The organism is Microbacterium sp. C-MGS6 (assembly GCF_058140415.1).
Map to the genome: position 1 here is coordinate 1,028,704 of NZ_CM176934.1, position 13,616 is coordinate 1,042,319.

Sequence of the window (13,616 nt, forward strand, 5' to 3'; positions counted from 1 at the left end):
ATGACCACGACCGTCTCGCCCACCATGCTGCGCATCGAGGGGCTGCGCCAACTGCGCAACCCCTACACGCTCGCCTTCACCCTCGCCATGCCCGTGGCCATGTACCTGCTCTTCGGTGCGGGCATGGGGTACGGCACGCTCTCTGCCGGCAACGGCAACGTCTCCTTCTACGTGATGGTCTCGATGGCGGCCTACGGCGCCGCGGTGGCGATGAGCTCGCTCACCTCGCTCGCGGCCACCGAGGCCCAGCAGGGGTGGGGAAGGCAGCTCGCGATGACGCCGCTGACGACCACCGGCTACGCCCTGACGAAGCTGCTCACCGCCGTGTCGTTCGCGGCGCTCGCCCTCGTCGCGGTGTTCGTCGCCGGGCTGCTCACCGGCGCGGAGGCGGACGGCGCCTGGCGCTGGGTCGTGACCGCCGCCCTCATCCTCGGCATCGGCCTCATGTTCGGCCTCTACGGGCTCGGGGTCGGCCTGTTCTTCGGCTCCGACTCCGCCGCCGCGCTCGCGTCCATCTCGATGACCTTCTTCGCCTTCTTCGGCAACGTGTTCATGCCGCTCGACGGCGTCATGCTCGACATCGCCCGGTTCACCCCGTTGTACGGCTTCGTCGCCCTGAGCCGGTGGCCGCTCACGGAGGGCGTGCTGACGACGGGGCAGACGGATGAGCTGTGGATGCTGCTCCTCAACGTCGCGGTCTGGCTCGTCGTCTTCGCGGTGCTGGTGACGATGGGCGTGCGGCGTTCACGGTCACGGCGGTGAGCGCCCCGGCGCGACAGTAGGTTGGACGGATGACGATGCAGGAGGGCCGGGAGGCGGACGCCCGATCCGGGACGGGCAAGGACCCCTGGGCACGGTTCGGCTGGCTGATGGCCGTCGTCTGGCTCGTGTTCCTGGTCTACCCGGTCCTCGCGCTGCTCGCCTCCGCCGCTCCGCCGGCGTGGGTCGTCACGGGATGGGTGGCGCTGGTCGCGTTCATCGTCCTCTATGTGACGGGGTTCATGCACGGCATGCGCGGCGGAGGCGGCCTCGGTCGCACCCCCTCGCGGCGACAGTGGATCACGTTCGCCGCGCTCATCGCCTGCGCGCTGGTCACGATCCCGGCGGTGGGCGGGTCGGCGCTGAGCTTCCTGCCGTTCATCATGTCGTTCGCCTCGTACGGACTGACCCGTGCCTGGCACTGGATCACGACCATCGCCGCGCTCGTGGTGGCGGCCGGCTGCGTCTTCCTCATCCCCGACAACCTCTCCTACCTGTCCGTCCTCGCGATCGTCGCCCTCCTCGGCGTCGTGAACACGGTCTCGACCTGGCTCATCGTGCGCTCGGCGGAGGCGGAGCAGCTGGGTAGGGAGCTGGCGACCAGCGAGGGGCGGGAGGCTGTGGCGCGCGACGTGCACGACCTCATCGGCCACTCGCTGACGGTCGTCGGACTCAAGGCACAGCTCGTGCGGCGGCTGATGGACTCCGACCCGGAGCGCGCCAAGGCCGAACTCGCCGACATCGAACGTCTGACCGCGGAGGCCATCGCCGGAGTGCGGCAGACCGTCGCCGGTGCGCGGGCGACGACCCTCGTCGAGCAGCTCGCCTCGACCGAGGACTCGCTGCGCGCCGCGGACATCGCGCTCGTCGTGGACGGGACCCCGGACGCCCTCTCGCCGGTCCAGGCGATCACGGCGAGCTGGATCCTCCGCGAGGCGACGACCAACACGCTGCGGCACTCCGGTGCCGCGGCCGTCCGTGTGCGCATCGCTCCGGGCGTGCTCACCGTGGAGGACGACGGTGTCGGGCCTGCGTCCGGGACCGGGCATCGCGAGGGCAACGGCATCCGGGGGATGCGGGAGCGCGCGGCGGCGGCGGGCGCCGGATTCGCCGTGCGGCCGGGCGAGGCGGCGGGCACGCTGGTGGAGGTGACGTGGTGACCGCGGCCCCGATGGTTCCGATCCGGCTGCTCATCGCCGACGACCAGGCACTCGTGCGCGGGGCGCTCGGGGCCCTTCTCGACCTGGAGCCGGATCTCCAGGTGCAGGGCCTGGCAGCGGACGGCGCGGAGGCGCTGCGCCTGGCGGAGGAGCTGCAGCCGGACGTGTGTCTGATGGACATCCAGATGCCGAGGGTGGACGGCGTCGAGGCGACGACGCGGATCCGCGCGGTCAGTCCGCAGACGCGCGTGCTCGTGGTGACCACGTTCGCACGACCCGGATACCTGCGCGCGGCGCTCGACGCCGGGGCGAGCGGGTTCGTGGTGAAGGACACCCCGGCCGAGGAGCTCGCCGCGGCCGTGCACCGCGTGCACGCCGGACTCCGAGTGCTCGATCCGAAACTCGCCGAGGAGAGCCTGTTCGAGGGAGCCAACCCGCTGAGCGACCGGGAGCGGCAGGTGCTGCGGCTCGCCGCCGACGGACGATCCGCGGCGGCCATCGCGGCGGAGGTGTTCCTGTCGGCGGGCACCGTGCGCAACCACCTCTCCGCCGCGATCGGCAAGACCGGTGCCGAGAACCGGGCGCAGGCGGTGCGGATCGCGTCCGATAAGGGCTGGCTCTGACTCCTCTGGCGGGTGTCGGAGGCCGCGCGTACTGTGAGGGCCGACGGGTGACGGAGCCCGACAGGAGGAGTGCGTGATGGACTGGAAGATCGAACTCATCTTCGTCCCGGTCAGCGATGTCGACCGGGCGAAGGACTTCTACGTGAAGATCGGTTTCAACGCCGACCACGACCATGTGCCGTACGAGGGGCTGCGCTTCGTGCAGATGACGCCGCCGGGATCGGCCTGCTCGATCGCCTTCGGCACGGGGCTGACCACCGGCTTGGAGCCGGGGCAGCAGAACACCATCCAGGTGGTCGTCCCCGACGCCGACGAGGCTCTCGCGCACCTGCGCGGCCTCGGCGTGGAGGCGGAGGGCGTGGACGAGCAGGACTGGGGGCGCTTCGTGCGCTTCGACGACCCCGATGGCAACACCTGGACCCTGCAGGAGCTCCCGGACTACAGCGCCCAGGGGTGACGACTCGGGGTCCGGTTCGGGCTCCGGTTCGGGTTCCGGGTTCGGGTTCCGGGGTCTGGTTCGGGTTCCGGGGTCTGGTTCCGGTTCGGGTTCCGGGGTCTGGTTCGGGTTCCGATTCGGGTTCCGGGGTTCGGTTCGGGTTCCGGATGCACGATGGCGGGGCGGGTGCACGACCAGGGGCTGAGGTTGGTCCTGCAGGCGGAATCGGCTCGTGCAGATGTTCCGGTGCCCGGGAAGGCGGGGCTCGAGTCGGATGACGGGTGCGCGAGGCGGGCGCGGGTGCACGACCCGGGGAGGGTTTCGGTCGTGCAGACGGAGCCGGGTCGTGCAGACGGAGCCGGGTCGTGCCGGTGAGACCGTGCCGTAGGAGCGAGGTACCGGGTGCTGTGACGGATGCACGATCCGGGGACGGATGCACGGCCGGGCGAGGGCTGTGGTCGCGCAGACGGAACCGCGTCGTGCGGGTGACCGCGCGTGCCTCGTGCTCGGTCTCTCGAGTCCGAGGAGTCTGCGGCCGGGGTCAGGGGAGGCGGGTGGCTCCGCCCGAGACGACGAGGCCTCCGGTGGACGGGATCGCGACGCGGAGTTCGCTCGGGCGACCGACGTGGGCGCCCTGATGGATGCGGACGGTGTCGCCCGGATAGCCCTGGGCGCGGAGGTAGGCGCCGACCGAAGCGGCCGCGGACCCTGTCGCCGGATCCTCCGTGATGCGCCCCACGGGGAAGAGGTTGCGGGCCTGGATCTCGGCAGGATCCTCGGCGTGCAGCACCGTCACCGTGCCGTGCCAGCCCCGCGCGCGCATGAGGGCCGCCACGTCGGCGGGGGAGAAACGGAACTGGTGGAAGAGCTCCCGGTCGGCGACGAAGACGATCGGATGCCAGTTGCCCGCGAACGCCTCGCGGACCGGGAAGCGCGGGTCGACATCGGCCGGCTCCATCCCCAGCAGCGCGAGGAGGCGGTCACGCACGACGGGGTCGAGGTCGCGCACCTCCGGCTCGACGCTCGTGAACGACACCGTGACCCGGCCGTCCGCGTCCGCGAAGGACTCCATCGACACGTCTCCGGCCGCGGTCTCGAACACGACCGCCCCGGGACCCTGCCGTTCCGCGAGGGCGACCGCCGTCGCGACCGTCGCATGACCGCAGAACGGCACCTCCGCGGCAGGCGACCAGTACCGCACCCGGAAGCGGGAGCCGTCCGCCGCAGCGTCCTGCACGAACGCGGTCTCCGAGTAGCCGACCTCGACCGCGATCCGCTGCATGTCCGCCTCATCGAGCCCGTCCGCCGCGAGCACGACGCCCGCGGGGTTGCCGCCGTCCGGGGTCGCGGCGAAGGCGCTGTAGCGCAGGACCTCGGGAGCATCCGTCATCCCGGGAGCCTATCGGCCCGCGCGGGTCAGGAGTTCACGCGGATGATCTCCTGCTGGTACGGCGCGATCACGTCGCCGGAGATCCGGAGGTCGAGGACGAGGAAGCGCCGGGTCGCCGGGTCCTCCTCGGCCCAGGTGGCCAGACGCTCCAGGTCATCGAGCGTCCGCACGACGACACCCTCCGCGCCGACCGCGGCTCCGAACGCGGCGAAGTCGACCTCGGGGATGCGCATCGGACCCTCGGCCAGGCCCTTCAGTCCGTAGAGGTTGACCTCGGCACCGTACGCCGCGTCGTTCCAGACAACGGCCATGCCGCGTCCGCCCGCCGCCCGCACGGCCGATTCGAGGTCGGCGATCGCCATGAGCCCGCCGCCGTCGCCCGAGGTGAGCACGATGGTCGCGTCACGACGGGCGAGGGCCGCGCCCACCACGCTGGGCCAGCCCTGTCCGATCGACTGGAACGCGGTGCCGATCATCATCATCCGGTCCGGTGCGGCGACCGGCCAGTACATGTTCGCCCAGCCGATGAAGTGTCCGCCGTCCGACACCACGACGCGGTCCTCGGGGAGGAGCTCGGCGATCCGGCGCGCGGCGGAACGCGGGTCGAGGCGTCCGTCGGGTGCGAGGTCGTCCCCGGGCTCGTACGCGCGGGCCGCGGCGACATCGACCGTCTCCCGCCAGGGTCGGGCGGACACAACTGCGGAGCCGGTGCCCGACTCGCCGCCGGAGTCGGGGGTGGCCCCGGCGAGTCCTGCGGCATCTCCGAAGTCGTGCCCGGAGGAGAGGCGGGCGACGAGGGCCTCGGCGGCGAGACGGGCATCGGCGCGCACGAAGCCGCCGACATGGGCATGCGTGGCGGCCGGAGCGGTGTCGATCTGGAACACCCGGGTACCAGGGGCGAAGAGATCGCCGAAGCGCATCGTGAACTGGTTCAGGCTCGCGCCGAAGACCACGGCGACATCGGCGGTCCGCACGAGCTCCATCGCCCCCTCGGCGCCGAAGCCGCCGGTGACCCCGAGGTCGTACCGGGCGTCCGGGAAGATACCGCGGCCGAGGGCGGAGGAGGCGGTGAGGGCCCCGGTCCGCGCGGCGAGGGCGCCCAGAGCCTCGCCGGCGCCGGCCAGCCAGGCCCCGCGGCCGGCGAGGAGGAACGGACGCTCGGCGTCGCGCAGGGCGGCGGCGATCTCATCCAGCATGCCCTCGGCGAAGTCCCCGCGCGGTGCGAGCGGCGTGGGGAGTCGAGGAGCCGGGGCCGCCGGCACCGCGCCCGCCTCGAGGGCGGCGACGTCGTAGGGGATCGCGAGCACCACGGGCACGCGATAGGTGAGGGCGTGCTCGACGGCGATGACGGTGGTCGCGGCGGCATCGGTCCGCCCGACGGTGTAGGTGCGGGCGCCCACCGCCGAGGCCAGCGCGATCTGGTCCACGTCCCACGGACGCGGTCCCGAGGTCGGCTCGTCGCCCACCACGAGGACGAGCGGCACGTGCGCCTGCACGGCCTCGGCCAGCGCCGTGATCGTGTTCGTGAAGCCGGCGCCGTAGGTGGAGGTGCCCGCGGCGATGCGGCCGGACGCGCGGAAGTGGGCGTCGGCCGCGACGACCGCGCCCTGCTCGTGGCGGACGGCGGTGAACGTGGCGTCGGTCTGCGTCTCGAGGGCGTCGAGGAAGTAGGCGTTGCCGTTGCCCATCACGCCGAAGACGGCATCGACGTGCTGGGCGACGGTGAGGGCGACGTGCGCGGAGACGGAGGGCATGGAGAAGCCTTTCGAGACAGGGACGGAGAAGGGGGATCCGTATGTGTCTCGCCCTCGCGGCGATGCGAGGTGCTTCGTGCCTCTTTTTCAGGCACCGGCGGGGCCGGACCTGCTCAGTCTAGCGGCGGCTCGGGCGGAGCGGATGCGCGAGAATGGACCGATGACGGATGCATCGATCGAGCGCGAGACGCTCACCTGGGACGGCTTCGGCGTGGCGACGCGCGATCTGGCGCGGAACATCTCGGCGACGGGCTTCGAGCCGGAGGTCGTGGTGGCGATCGCCCGCGGCGGCCTGCTCCCGGCCGGGGCCATCGCGTACGGGCTCGGCGTGAAGAACTGCGGCGCGATCAACGTCGAGTTCTACACCGGCATCGGCACCGTGCTGGACGCCCCGGAGGTGCTGCCGCCGGAGCTCGACATGGCCTATCTCGACGGCCGCCGGGTGCTGCTCGTGGACGATGTCGCCGACTCCGGTCGCACGCTGGCGCTCGCGGTGCAGCTGCTGCAGGAGAAGGGCGCCGACGTGCGCTCCGTCACGATCTACACGAAGCCCTCGACGATCATCCAGCCGGACTTCGCGTGGAAGGACACCGACCTCTGGATCGACTTCCCCTGGTCGTTCCGCGGCACGGTGCGCCAGGAGGACGAAGGCCTCCCGCCCACGGCCTGATCAGGCGTCGTCCGTCGCGCCCCGCCGCAGGGCGAGGAGCGTCTGGATCGTGTCGGCCTCCGCAGCGGTCTTGTCCGGACGGTAGCCCTTGACCCGGGCGAACCGGAGGGCGAGGCCGCCGGGGTAGCGCGGGGACCGCTGCACGCCGTCGATCGCGATCTCGACCACGAGCTCCGGCCGGAGGAACACCGTCGACGCGGAGCGATGGGTCTCGTGCGCCGGGAACTCGTCGGTCTGCCACTGCAGCAGCGCATCCGTGAGGCCCTTGAACGTCTTGCCGACCATCACGAAACCGCCCGGGTGCCCGAAGTCGCCGTCCGGGTCCCGCGCGCCGAGGTGCAGGTTCGACAGCCATCCACGCCGGCGCCCCGACCCCCACTCGGCGCCGAGCACGACGAGGTCGAACGTGAGCACGGGTTTCACCTTCACCCAGGACTTGCCGCGTCGACCGGCGGCGTACGGCGCATCCACGGCTTTGACCAGCACACCCTCGTGGCCGGCCGCCAGGGCTTCGCGGGACAGACGCTCGGCTTCCTCCGCACTGTCGGTGACGATGCCGGGCATGCGCCACTCACCGGCGACCGCGGCCAGGACCTCCTGACGCACCGACAGCGGCTCGTCGAGCAGATCACGGCCGTCCACGTGCAGGACGTCGAAGAACCAGGGGCGCAGGGCGAGTTCCCGCGCGGCATCCGCACCGAACCGCGACATCGTCTCCTGGAACGGCCGGGGACCGCCGTCCTCATCGAGCGCCAGGGTCTCGCCGTCGAGGATGACCTCCTGCGCGGGAAGACCGCGGACGACCTCGACGATCTCGGGAAGCCGGTGGGTGACGTCGGCGAGGCTCCGTGTGTAGATGCCGACATCGTCGCCGCGGCGGTGCACCTGGATGCGCGCGCCGTCGAGCTTGTACTCGACCGAGGCGCGGCCGGTGATCTCCAGGGCGGCTGTGGGCGTCGGCGCGGTGGCCGCGAGCATCGGGAGGACGGGGCGTCCCACCCGGAGCCCGACCTCGTCGAGTGCGCCCTCGGCGCCGGTGAGCGCGAGCAGCGCCGTCTCACCGAGGTCGCCGGAGAGCATGGCGGCTCGTCGCACCGTGGCGGGCGGGGCCTCGGCGGCGCGGGCGATCGCGTCGAGGAGCACGCCGCTCAGCGCTCCGGTGCGGAGCTCCCCGAGCATCGCCCTGGTCAGGAAGTCCCATTCGGGAGCGGTGGCCCGGGCGGCGAGGTCGTGCAGCAGCTCGCTGCGCACGCCCGCCGAACCGGAGCCCGAGGTGTGCGCGAGGGTGTCGAAGGCGTCGTCGACCTCCGCGATGGTCAGCGTCGGCGTCGTGGTGTGCTCGATGGCGAGGGCCGTCAGCCCCCGCCACCCCACGCCGAGGCGACCCTGGCGGGGTGCCGCGAGGAGCAGCCCCACGAGAGGCGGGATGTCGTCGGCGTCGGCCCGACGGAGCAGCGCCGCGATCGCCTCGACCTTGGCCAGGCGGGACGAGGTCGCGGCGACCTGGTCGGTGGTGGTGACGAGCTCCGAGAGCAGCATGCGGGCATCCTCCCACCGGGGTCGGACACCGCGCGAGACGGTTGACAGCGACGACCGGGCCGTGGCGTCAGCGCCCGTGGAACTCCGGCTTCCGCTTCTCCTGGAACGCGGCGAAGCCCTCGCGGTAGTCCTCGGTGTCGCACAGGGCGGCCTGCGCCGCGTTCTCGACGTCGATGGACTCCCACAGGGTGAGGCGTTCGTCGCGGATGCGGGCGACGAGCTCCTTGCTCGCCCGGAAGGCGGCCGTGGCGCCGTGGGCGGCCTTCCCCGCAGCGGCCGTCGCGGCGGCCCGCACCTCGTCGTCCGGGAGCACCTGGGAGAAGAGCCCCGAGCGGACGGCTTCCGTGCCGCTCATGAGCCGGCCGGTGTAGATGAGGTCGAGCGTCTTGTGCGGGCCGAGCCGGTCGAGGAACAGCGCGTGCCCGCCGGAGTCGAGGGTCGCGCCGAGCGCCGCGAATGGGGAGCCGATCTTCGCGGACTCGGCGACGTACACGACGTCCGTCGCGATGAGCAGGCCGAGTCCCACGCCGAGGCAGGCGCCGTGGGCGACGGCGAAGGTCGGCGCCGGGAAGCGGGACATCCGCTGCAGCAGAGGCGTCACGCGTCCGCCGAGGTAGCCGAGCACATCGTCGTCGCGCGGATCGACGGCGGAGATGTCCCGCCCGGCGCAGAACGCCCGCCCTTCACCGCGGAGCAGCAGCGCCCGCACCCCGGCGGCCTCGGCCTCCCGGTACGCGGCGTCGAGCTCCGCGAGGGCGGCCTCGTCCAGGGCGTTGAGCTTCGCGGGGGCGTCGAGCACCACGGTGGCGACGTCGTCGGCGATGGCGAGATCGATCATGGGGTCTCCGGGTCAGACGTCGTAGTCCACGACCACGCGGTCGCTGGTCGGGTGGGACTGGCAGGTGAGCACGTAGCCGCGCTCCAGCTCGTCGGGCTCCAAGGCGTAGTTCTCGGTCATCGTGACGCTGCCCTCCAGCACGCGCGCCCGACAGGTGCCGCAGACGCCACCCGCGCACGCGAACGGGGCGTCCGGCCGCACCCGCAGTGCGGCGTTCAGCACCGACTCGCGCGCTGCGACGGGGCTCTCCACCGTCGACGAGACGCCGTCGAGGTTCACCTCGATCCGCACGGTCTTCTCGCCCGAGCGCACCGTGACCGGTCGGGCGGCCCGCACCGGCTCGTCGCCGGTCGTGAACAGCTCGAAGCGCACGTGCTCGCGGGGCACGCCCACGTCGGCCAGCACCTCCCGGCACAGGTCGACGAGTGCGAGCGGTCCGCACAGGAACCACTCGTCCACGTCGGCCGGATCGATCAGCGCGTCGAGGATCGTCCGCAGCTTGGTCTCGTCGATGCGGCCGGACAGCACCGGCGCGGTCCGCTGCTCGCGGGACAGCACGTGGTGCAGCGTGAGCCGTGTCGGGTAGCGGTCCTTGAGGTCGGCGAGGTCCTCCAGGAACATCACGTCCAGCGTCGAGCGGTTCGTGTACAGGAGCGTGAACCGCGAGGTCTGCGAGCGGGAGAGCACGGTGTGCGCGAGGGCCATCAGCGGCGTGATCCCGGAGCCGGCCGCGATCCCGACGACGTGCTTCTCGTCCAGATCGTCGAGGCCGGAGGTGAAGGTGCCCTGGGGGCTCATGACGTCGATGCGGAAGCCCGGGTGCAGGCCGGTCTGGGCCCAGGTGGAGAACGTCCCGCCCTCGTCGCGCTTCACGGCGACGCTCAGGCGGGTGGGTGCCCCGTCGGTGCGATGCTCGGGCGCCCGGCACAGCGAGTACGAACGCCGCACCTCCACGCCGTCCAGCGTCGTGCGCAGCGCCACGTATTGCCCGGGGAGATGGTCGTAGTCGTCGGCGAGCTCCGCGGGCACCGTGAAGGTCACCTCGACGGAGTCCTCGGTGAGCGGCCGGACGTCCTCGACCTCGAGCGTGTGGAACCGGGCACGGCTCCGTGTGCGGTTCGGAGTGGCGGGAGCGGCCGACGGCGTCGTCGCCGGGGCCGGGGAGAACAGCGACATCAGTGCACCTTGAAGTGATCGAAGGGTTCCAGGCAGGCCCGGCACTCGTACAGTGCCTTGCACGAGGTCGACCCGAAGCGGGAGACCTCCCGGGTGTCGAGCGAGCCGCACCGGGGGCAGCGCACGCTGAGGGCGAGCCGGATCGGACCTGCGGGCATCGCCGCGCGGCCACTGGGCGGCGCGATCCCGTACTCCCGGAGCTTCTGCTTCCCCGCGTCGCTCATCCAGTCCGTCGTCCACGCGGGGGAGAGCACGAGTCGCACCTCGACGTCCGCGAAGCCGGCGGCCGTCAGCGCGAGCACGACGTCGTCGCGGATCGTGTCCATGGCCGGGCACCCGCTGTAGGTCGGCGTGATGTCGACGACCACGCGCTCGCCGCGGAGCTCGACCGCCCGCAGCACGCCGAGGTCCTCGATCGTGAGCACCGGCACCTCCGGGTCCGGCACGGCGGCGGCGATCCGCCAGGCCTGAGCCTCGACATCGGCGGTGGTCCGGGTCACCATGACGCCCCCGGATGCCGTCGCGCCAGCACCTGCATCTCGGCGAGGAGGTGACCGAAGGGGGTCGCGTGGGCGCCGTTCCGGCCGCCCGCGGACGACGCCGCCACCGGCGGCACCGCGAGCTCGGCCTCGGCGAACACGGTGGCGATGACCGCGTCGAACGGCGCGCGGAGCGTCGACGGTCGCACGGCGGCGTCGCCCAGCCGGTCGATCAGCGGTTCATCGCGGAACAGCTCGTCGACGTACGGCCACACATCCGCGAGGGCACGGATCATGCGGCGCCGCGACTCCTCCGTCCCGCCCGCCAGGCGCAGCACCCACTGCACGGCGTGGTCGCGGTGGTAGTCGACCTCCTTCAGCGCCTTCTCCGCGATCGCGGCGAAGGTGGGCTCGGAGCTCGCACGGAGCGCGGCGTACAGCTCGACGAGGTAGACGGACGCGACGAGCTGGCGGGCGATGGTCTGCGCGAAGTCGCCGTTCGGCTGCTCCATGATCCAGGCGCTGCGGAACTCCGGCTCGTCGCGGAAGTAGGCGAGGTCGTCCTCGGAACGGCCGTCCCACGTCCCCGCGAAGTGCAGGAAGGAGCGGGCGTGGCCGAGCAGGTCGAGCGCGATGTTCCCGAGCGCGACGTCCTCCTCCAGCTCGGGGGCCCGGGAGATCCAGGCGCCGAGTTGCTGCGACAGGATGAGGGCGTCGTCGCCGAGCCACAGGGCGTACTCGGCGATGTCGGCGCTCGCCGCGGTCGTGCCGGCGCCCGCGAGCTCCTCGCTGAGCCGCAACTCGTCGACGGAGACGTCCCCGTGCGCATCCCCGTGGACGTCGCCGGCTTGCTGAGCGGAGCGGGGTCCCTGAGCGGAGCTGGGTCCCTGAGCGTGTCGAAGGGTCACAGGTGCGGCACCCCCTCGGACGCGGTGTAGTACACCGCGTGCCGGTAGTTCTTACCCGCGGGACTCTCGAAGTACGCGCCCTTGGCGTCGGGGTCGCTCGTGGTGATCGCCTCGGCGGGGACCGCCCAGATCGACACGCCCTCGCCCCGGCGGGTGTAGAGGTCGCGGGCGTTGCGGATGGCCATGTCAGCATCGGGGGCGTGCAGCGAGCCGACGTGCACGTGGCTCAGCCCGCGGTTCGCCCGCACGAAGATCTCCCACAGCGGCCAGACCTCCCGTCCCTGGGTCCCTGAGCTCGTCGAAGGGTCGGCCCCGGGGGTCGCCATCACGCCACCGCCCCTTCAGGGGTCAGGCGGGAACGCTGCTTGCGGGCGTACTCCGCGGCGGCCTCCCGCACCCACGCGCCCTCGTCGTGCGCCGTGCGGCGGCGCTCCAGACGCTCGGCGTTGCACGGGCCGTTGCCGCGCAGCACCTGGAAGAACTCGTCCCAGTCGATCTCACCCATCTCGTAGCGACCGGTCTCCTCGTCGAACCGCAGGTCGGGATCGGGGAGGGTGACGCCGAGGATCTCGGCCTGGGGCACGAGCATGCTCACGAACCGCTGACGCAGCTCGTCGTTGGAGAAGCGCTTGATCTTCCACGCCATCGACTGGGCGGAGTTGGGGGACTGGTCGTCGGGCGGCCCGAACATCGCCAGGCTCGGCCAGTACCAGCGGTCGACCGCGTCCTGCGCCATCTGCCGCTGCTCGTCCGTACCGCGCATGAGCGAGAGGAGGATCTCGAACCCCTGGCGCTGGTGGAACGACTCCTCCTTGCAGATGCGCACCATCGCGCGGCCGTAGGGGCCGTAGGAGGCGCGGCACAGCGGCACCTGGTTGCAGATCGCGGCGCCGTCGACGAGCCAGCCGATCGCGCCCATGTCGGCCCAGGTCGGGGTGGGGTAGTTGAAGATCGACGAGTACTTCGCCTTTCCGGAGATGAGCTGGTCCATCATCTCGTCACGGGTGATGCCGAGGGTCTGCGCGGCGGAGTAGAGGTAGAGCCCGTGACCGGCCTCGTCCTGCACCTTCGCCATGAGGATCGCCTTCCGCTTGAGGCTCGGGGCGCGCGTGATCCAGTTGCCCTCGGGCTGCATGCCGATGATCTCGGAATGGGCGTGCTGGGAGATCTGCCGGATGAGGGTCTTGCGATAGGCCTCGGGCATCCAGTCGCGGGGCTCGATGCGCTGCTCGTTCGCGATCAGCTCGTCGAACAGGCGTTCCTCGTCGGAGGTCTCGCCGTCCACGAGGGACAGGTCTGCGGGACTGGTCATCATCGACTCCTCGGGGTCCGGTCCTTCTTTACTGACCGATCGTTAGGTAATTCTGACACACGCGACGGCCCGATTCAACAGGACGTGTCAGCGGGAGCGCGAGATCAGCGCCAGCAGGGCGCGGCCGTAGGCCTCCGCCGGGTCCGGGTGCTCGAACAGCAGGGGAGTCCCGGCGAGCTCGATCTCGACGCGGAACGTGTCGGGGAGGCGGATGAGGGCACGGAACGTCCCGCGGAGCAGGTCCCGCAGCTGGTCCTCGCGCGGCAGCCACACCGCATCGGCGAGGGTCACGGCGTCGAGCGCCCACTCCGTCGTGCCGTTGAAGGCGAGATCCGTGCCGGCCGGCGTCTGCCGCGCCTCGATGGTCATCGCGCTCACCGTGAAGACGTCGGCCTCCGCCTCCAGCTCCACCTCGTCCGGGAGGTCGAGCTGGAACCGGTCACCCTCCGCGGGCTTCCAGGTCAGGCCGGCATCGCGGAGCGCGACGGCGAGTTCGCGGGTGATCATTCCTCCACGCTACGGGTTCCGCGCCGGTCGTCCACCGAGCGTGGGCGACGGGCAGAGTCCTGTCA

At 71.9% G+C, this 13,616-nt stretch carries 15 protein-coding genes; 5 read left to right on the top strand and 10 right to left on the bottom strand.

What is annotated here, in order from left to right:
- The 4 genes from AC3B5L_RS04975 to AC3B5L_RS04990 all read left to right on the top strand — a co-directional run bounded on the left by AC3B5L_RS04975 (window position 1) and on the right by AC3B5L_RS04990 (window position 2,999).
- Complete coding sequence (locus AC3B5L_RS04975; protein ID WP_259951989.1) at window positions 1-762, top strand: ABC transporter permease; 762 nt, start codon at window positions 1-3, stop codon at window positions 760-762.
- 29 nt (window positions 763-791) lie between these two features.
- The gene (locus AC3B5L_RS04980; RefSeq protein ID WP_259951991.1) at window positions 792-1,919 is read left to right on the top strand and encodes a sensor histidine kinase; all 1,128 of its coding nucleotides are present in this window, start codon (window positions 792-794) and stop codon (window positions 1,917-1,919) included.
- Window positions 1,920-1,930: 11 nt separating this feature from the next.
- On the top strand, window positions 1,931-2,542 hold the full coding sequence (locus AC3B5L_RS04985) for a response regulator transcription factor (protein ID WP_490096425.1): 612 nt from the start codon (window positions 1,931-1,933) through the stop codon (window positions 2,540-2,542).
- Between the two features lie 76 nt (window positions 2,543-2,618).
- Entirely contained in the window at window positions 2,619-2,999 is a 381-nt protein-coding gene (locus AC3B5L_RS04990; RefSeq protein WP_187663491.1) for a VOC family protein, read from the top strand.
- Window positions 3,000-3,519: 520 nt separating this feature from the next.
- On the opposite strand, the gene AC3B5L_RS04995 is transcribed toward AC3B5L_RS04990, so the two are convergent.
- Both AC3B5L_RS04995 and AC3B5L_RS05000 read right to left on the bottom strand, forming a co-directional pair.
- On the bottom strand, window positions 3,520-4,368 hold the full coding sequence (locus tag AC3B5L_RS04995; protein ID WP_259951994.1) for a PhzF family phenazine biosynthesis protein: 849 nt from the start codon (window positions 4,366-4,368) through the stop codon (window positions 3,520-3,522).
- Window positions 4,369-4,394: 26 nt separating this feature from the next.
- Window positions 4,395-6,122: a thiamine pyrophosphate-binding protein gene (locus AC3B5L_RS05000; RefSeq protein ID WP_259951996.1), complete on the bottom strand. Its 1,728-nt coding sequence runs from the start codon at window positions 6,120-6,122 to the stop codon at window positions 4,395-4,397.
- A gap of 160 nt (window positions 6,123-6,282) precedes the next feature.
- Between AC3B5L_RS05000 and AC3B5L_RS05005 the strand changes: the two genes are divergently transcribed.
- Window positions 6,283-6,792: a phosphoribosyltransferase gene (locus AC3B5L_RS05005; RefSeq protein ID WP_187663494.1), complete on the top strand. Its 510-nt coding sequence runs from the start codon at window positions 6,283-6,285 to the stop codon at window positions 6,790-6,792.
- On the opposite strand, the gene AC3B5L_RS05010 is transcribed toward AC3B5L_RS05005, so the two are convergent.
- The 8 genes from AC3B5L_RS05010 to AC3B5L_RS05045 all read right to left on the bottom strand — a co-directional run bounded on the left by AC3B5L_RS05010 (window position 6,793) and on the right by AC3B5L_RS05045 (window position 13,551).
- Complete coding sequence (locus AC3B5L_RS05010) at window positions 6,793-8,331, bottom strand: ATP-dependent DNA ligase (protein WP_490096245.1); 1,539 nt, start codon at window positions 8,329-8,331, stop codon at window positions 6,793-6,795.
- A 67-nt stretch (window positions 8,332-8,398) separates the two neighbouring features.
- A complete protein-coding gene (locus tag AC3B5L_RS05015) occupies window positions 8,399-9,169 on the bottom strand; it encodes an enoyl-CoA hydratase/isomerase family protein (protein ID WP_259952000.1) in 771 nt (256 codons plus the stop codon).
- Between the two features lie 12 nt (window positions 9,170-9,181).
- Entirely contained in the window at window positions 9,182-10,345 is a 1,164-nt protein-coding gene (gene paaE, locus AC3B5L_RS05020) for a 1,2-phenylacetyl-CoA epoxidase subunit PaaE (protein ID WP_259952003.1), read from the bottom strand.
- Window positions 10,345-10,848, bottom strand: coding sequence for a 1,2-phenylacetyl-CoA epoxidase subunit PaaD (gene paaD / locus AC3B5L_RS05025; RefSeq protein WP_259952005.1), 504 nt, complete (start codon window positions 10,846-10,848; stop codon window positions 10,345-10,347). Before paaD ends, paaE begins: the two co-directional genes overlap by 1 nt.
- The gene (paaC, locus tag AC3B5L_RS05030; protein ID WP_396817655.1) at window positions 10,842-11,732 is read right to left on the bottom strand and encodes a 1,2-phenylacetyl-CoA epoxidase subunit PaaC; all 891 of its coding nucleotides are present in this window, start codon (window positions 11,730-11,732) and stop codon (window positions 10,842-10,844) included. Before paaC ends, paaD begins: the two co-directional genes overlap by 7 nt.
- Window positions 11,729-12,058: a 1,2-phenylacetyl-CoA epoxidase subunit PaaB gene (gene paaB / locus AC3B5L_RS05035; RefSeq protein ID WP_025103829.1), complete on the bottom strand. Its 330-nt coding sequence runs from the start codon at window positions 12,056-12,058 to the stop codon at window positions 11,729-11,731. Before paaB ends, paaC begins: the two co-directional genes overlap by 4 nt.
- Window positions 12,058-13,047, bottom strand: a complete 990-nt coding sequence (gene paaA / locus AC3B5L_RS05040) for a 1,2-phenylacetyl-CoA epoxidase subunit PaaA (RefSeq protein ID WP_396654799.1) — start codon at window positions 13,045-13,047, stop codon at window positions 12,058-12,060. The genes paaB and paaA overlap by 1 nt, the downstream gene beginning before the upstream one ends.
- An 84-nt stretch (window positions 13,048-13,131) precedes the next feature.
- Window positions 13,132-13,551 carry a pilus assembly protein CpaE gene (locus AC3B5L_RS05045; RefSeq protein ID WP_187663501.1) on the bottom strand — a complete coding sequence of 140 codons (420 nt, stop codon included), beginning with the start codon at window positions 13,549-13,551 and terminating at the stop codon, window positions 13,132-13,134.
- Window positions 13,552-13,616 lie beyond the last annotated feature (65 nt).

Coding starts and splice junctions, on each gene's coding strand:
- AC3B5L_RS04975 (WP_259951989.1), top strand. CDS start 1: ATGACCACGACCGTCTCGCCCACCATGCTGCGCATCGAGGGGCTGCGC.
- AC3B5L_RS04980 (WP_259951991.1), top strand. CDS start 792: ATGACGATGCAGGAGGGCCGGGAGGCGGACGCCCGATCCGGGACGGGC.
- AC3B5L_RS04985 (WP_490096425.1), top strand. CDS start 1,931: ATGGTTCCGATCCGGCTGCTCATCGCCGACGACCAGGCACTCGTGCGC.
- AC3B5L_RS04990 (WP_187663491.1), top strand. CDS start 2,619: ATGGACTGGAAGATCGAACTCATCTTCGTCCCGGTCAGCGATGTCGAC.
- AC3B5L_RS04995 (WP_259951994.1), bottom strand. CDS start 4,368: ATGACGGATGCTCCCGAGGTCCTGCGCTACAGCGCCTTCGCCGCGACC.
- AC3B5L_RS05000 (WP_259951996.1), bottom strand. CDS start 6,122: ATGCCCTCCGTCTCCGCGCACGTCGCCCTCACCGTCGCCCAGCACGTC.
- AC3B5L_RS05005 (WP_187663494.1), top strand. CDS start 6,283: ATGACGGATGCATCGATCGAGCGCGAGACGCTCACCTGGGACGGCTTC.
- AC3B5L_RS05010 (WP_490096245.1), bottom strand. CDS start 8,331: ATGCTGCTCTCGGAGCTCGTCACCACCACCGACCAGGTCGCCGCGACC.
- AC3B5L_RS05015 (WP_259952000.1), bottom strand. CDS start 9,169: ATGATCGATCTCGCCATCGCCGACGACGTCGCCACCGTGGTGCTCGAC.
- paaE (WP_259952003.1), bottom strand. CDS start 10,345: ATGTCGCTGTTCTCCCCGGCCCCGGCGACGACGCCGTCGGCCGCTCCC.
- paaD (WP_259952005.1), bottom strand. CDS start 10,848: ATGGTGACCCGGACCACCGCCGATGTCGAGGCTCAGGCCTGGCGGATC.
- paaB (WP_025103829.1), bottom strand. CDS start 12,058: ATGGCGACCCCCGGGGCCGACCCTTCGACGAGCTCAGGGACCCAGGGA.
- paaA (WP_396654799.1), bottom strand. CDS start 13,047: ATGATGACCAGTCCCGCAGACCTGTCCCTCGTGGACGGCGAGACCTCC.
- AC3B5L_RS05045 (WP_187663501.1), bottom strand. CDS start 13,551: ATGATCACCCGCGAACTCGCCGTCGCGCTCCGCGATGCCGGCCTGACC.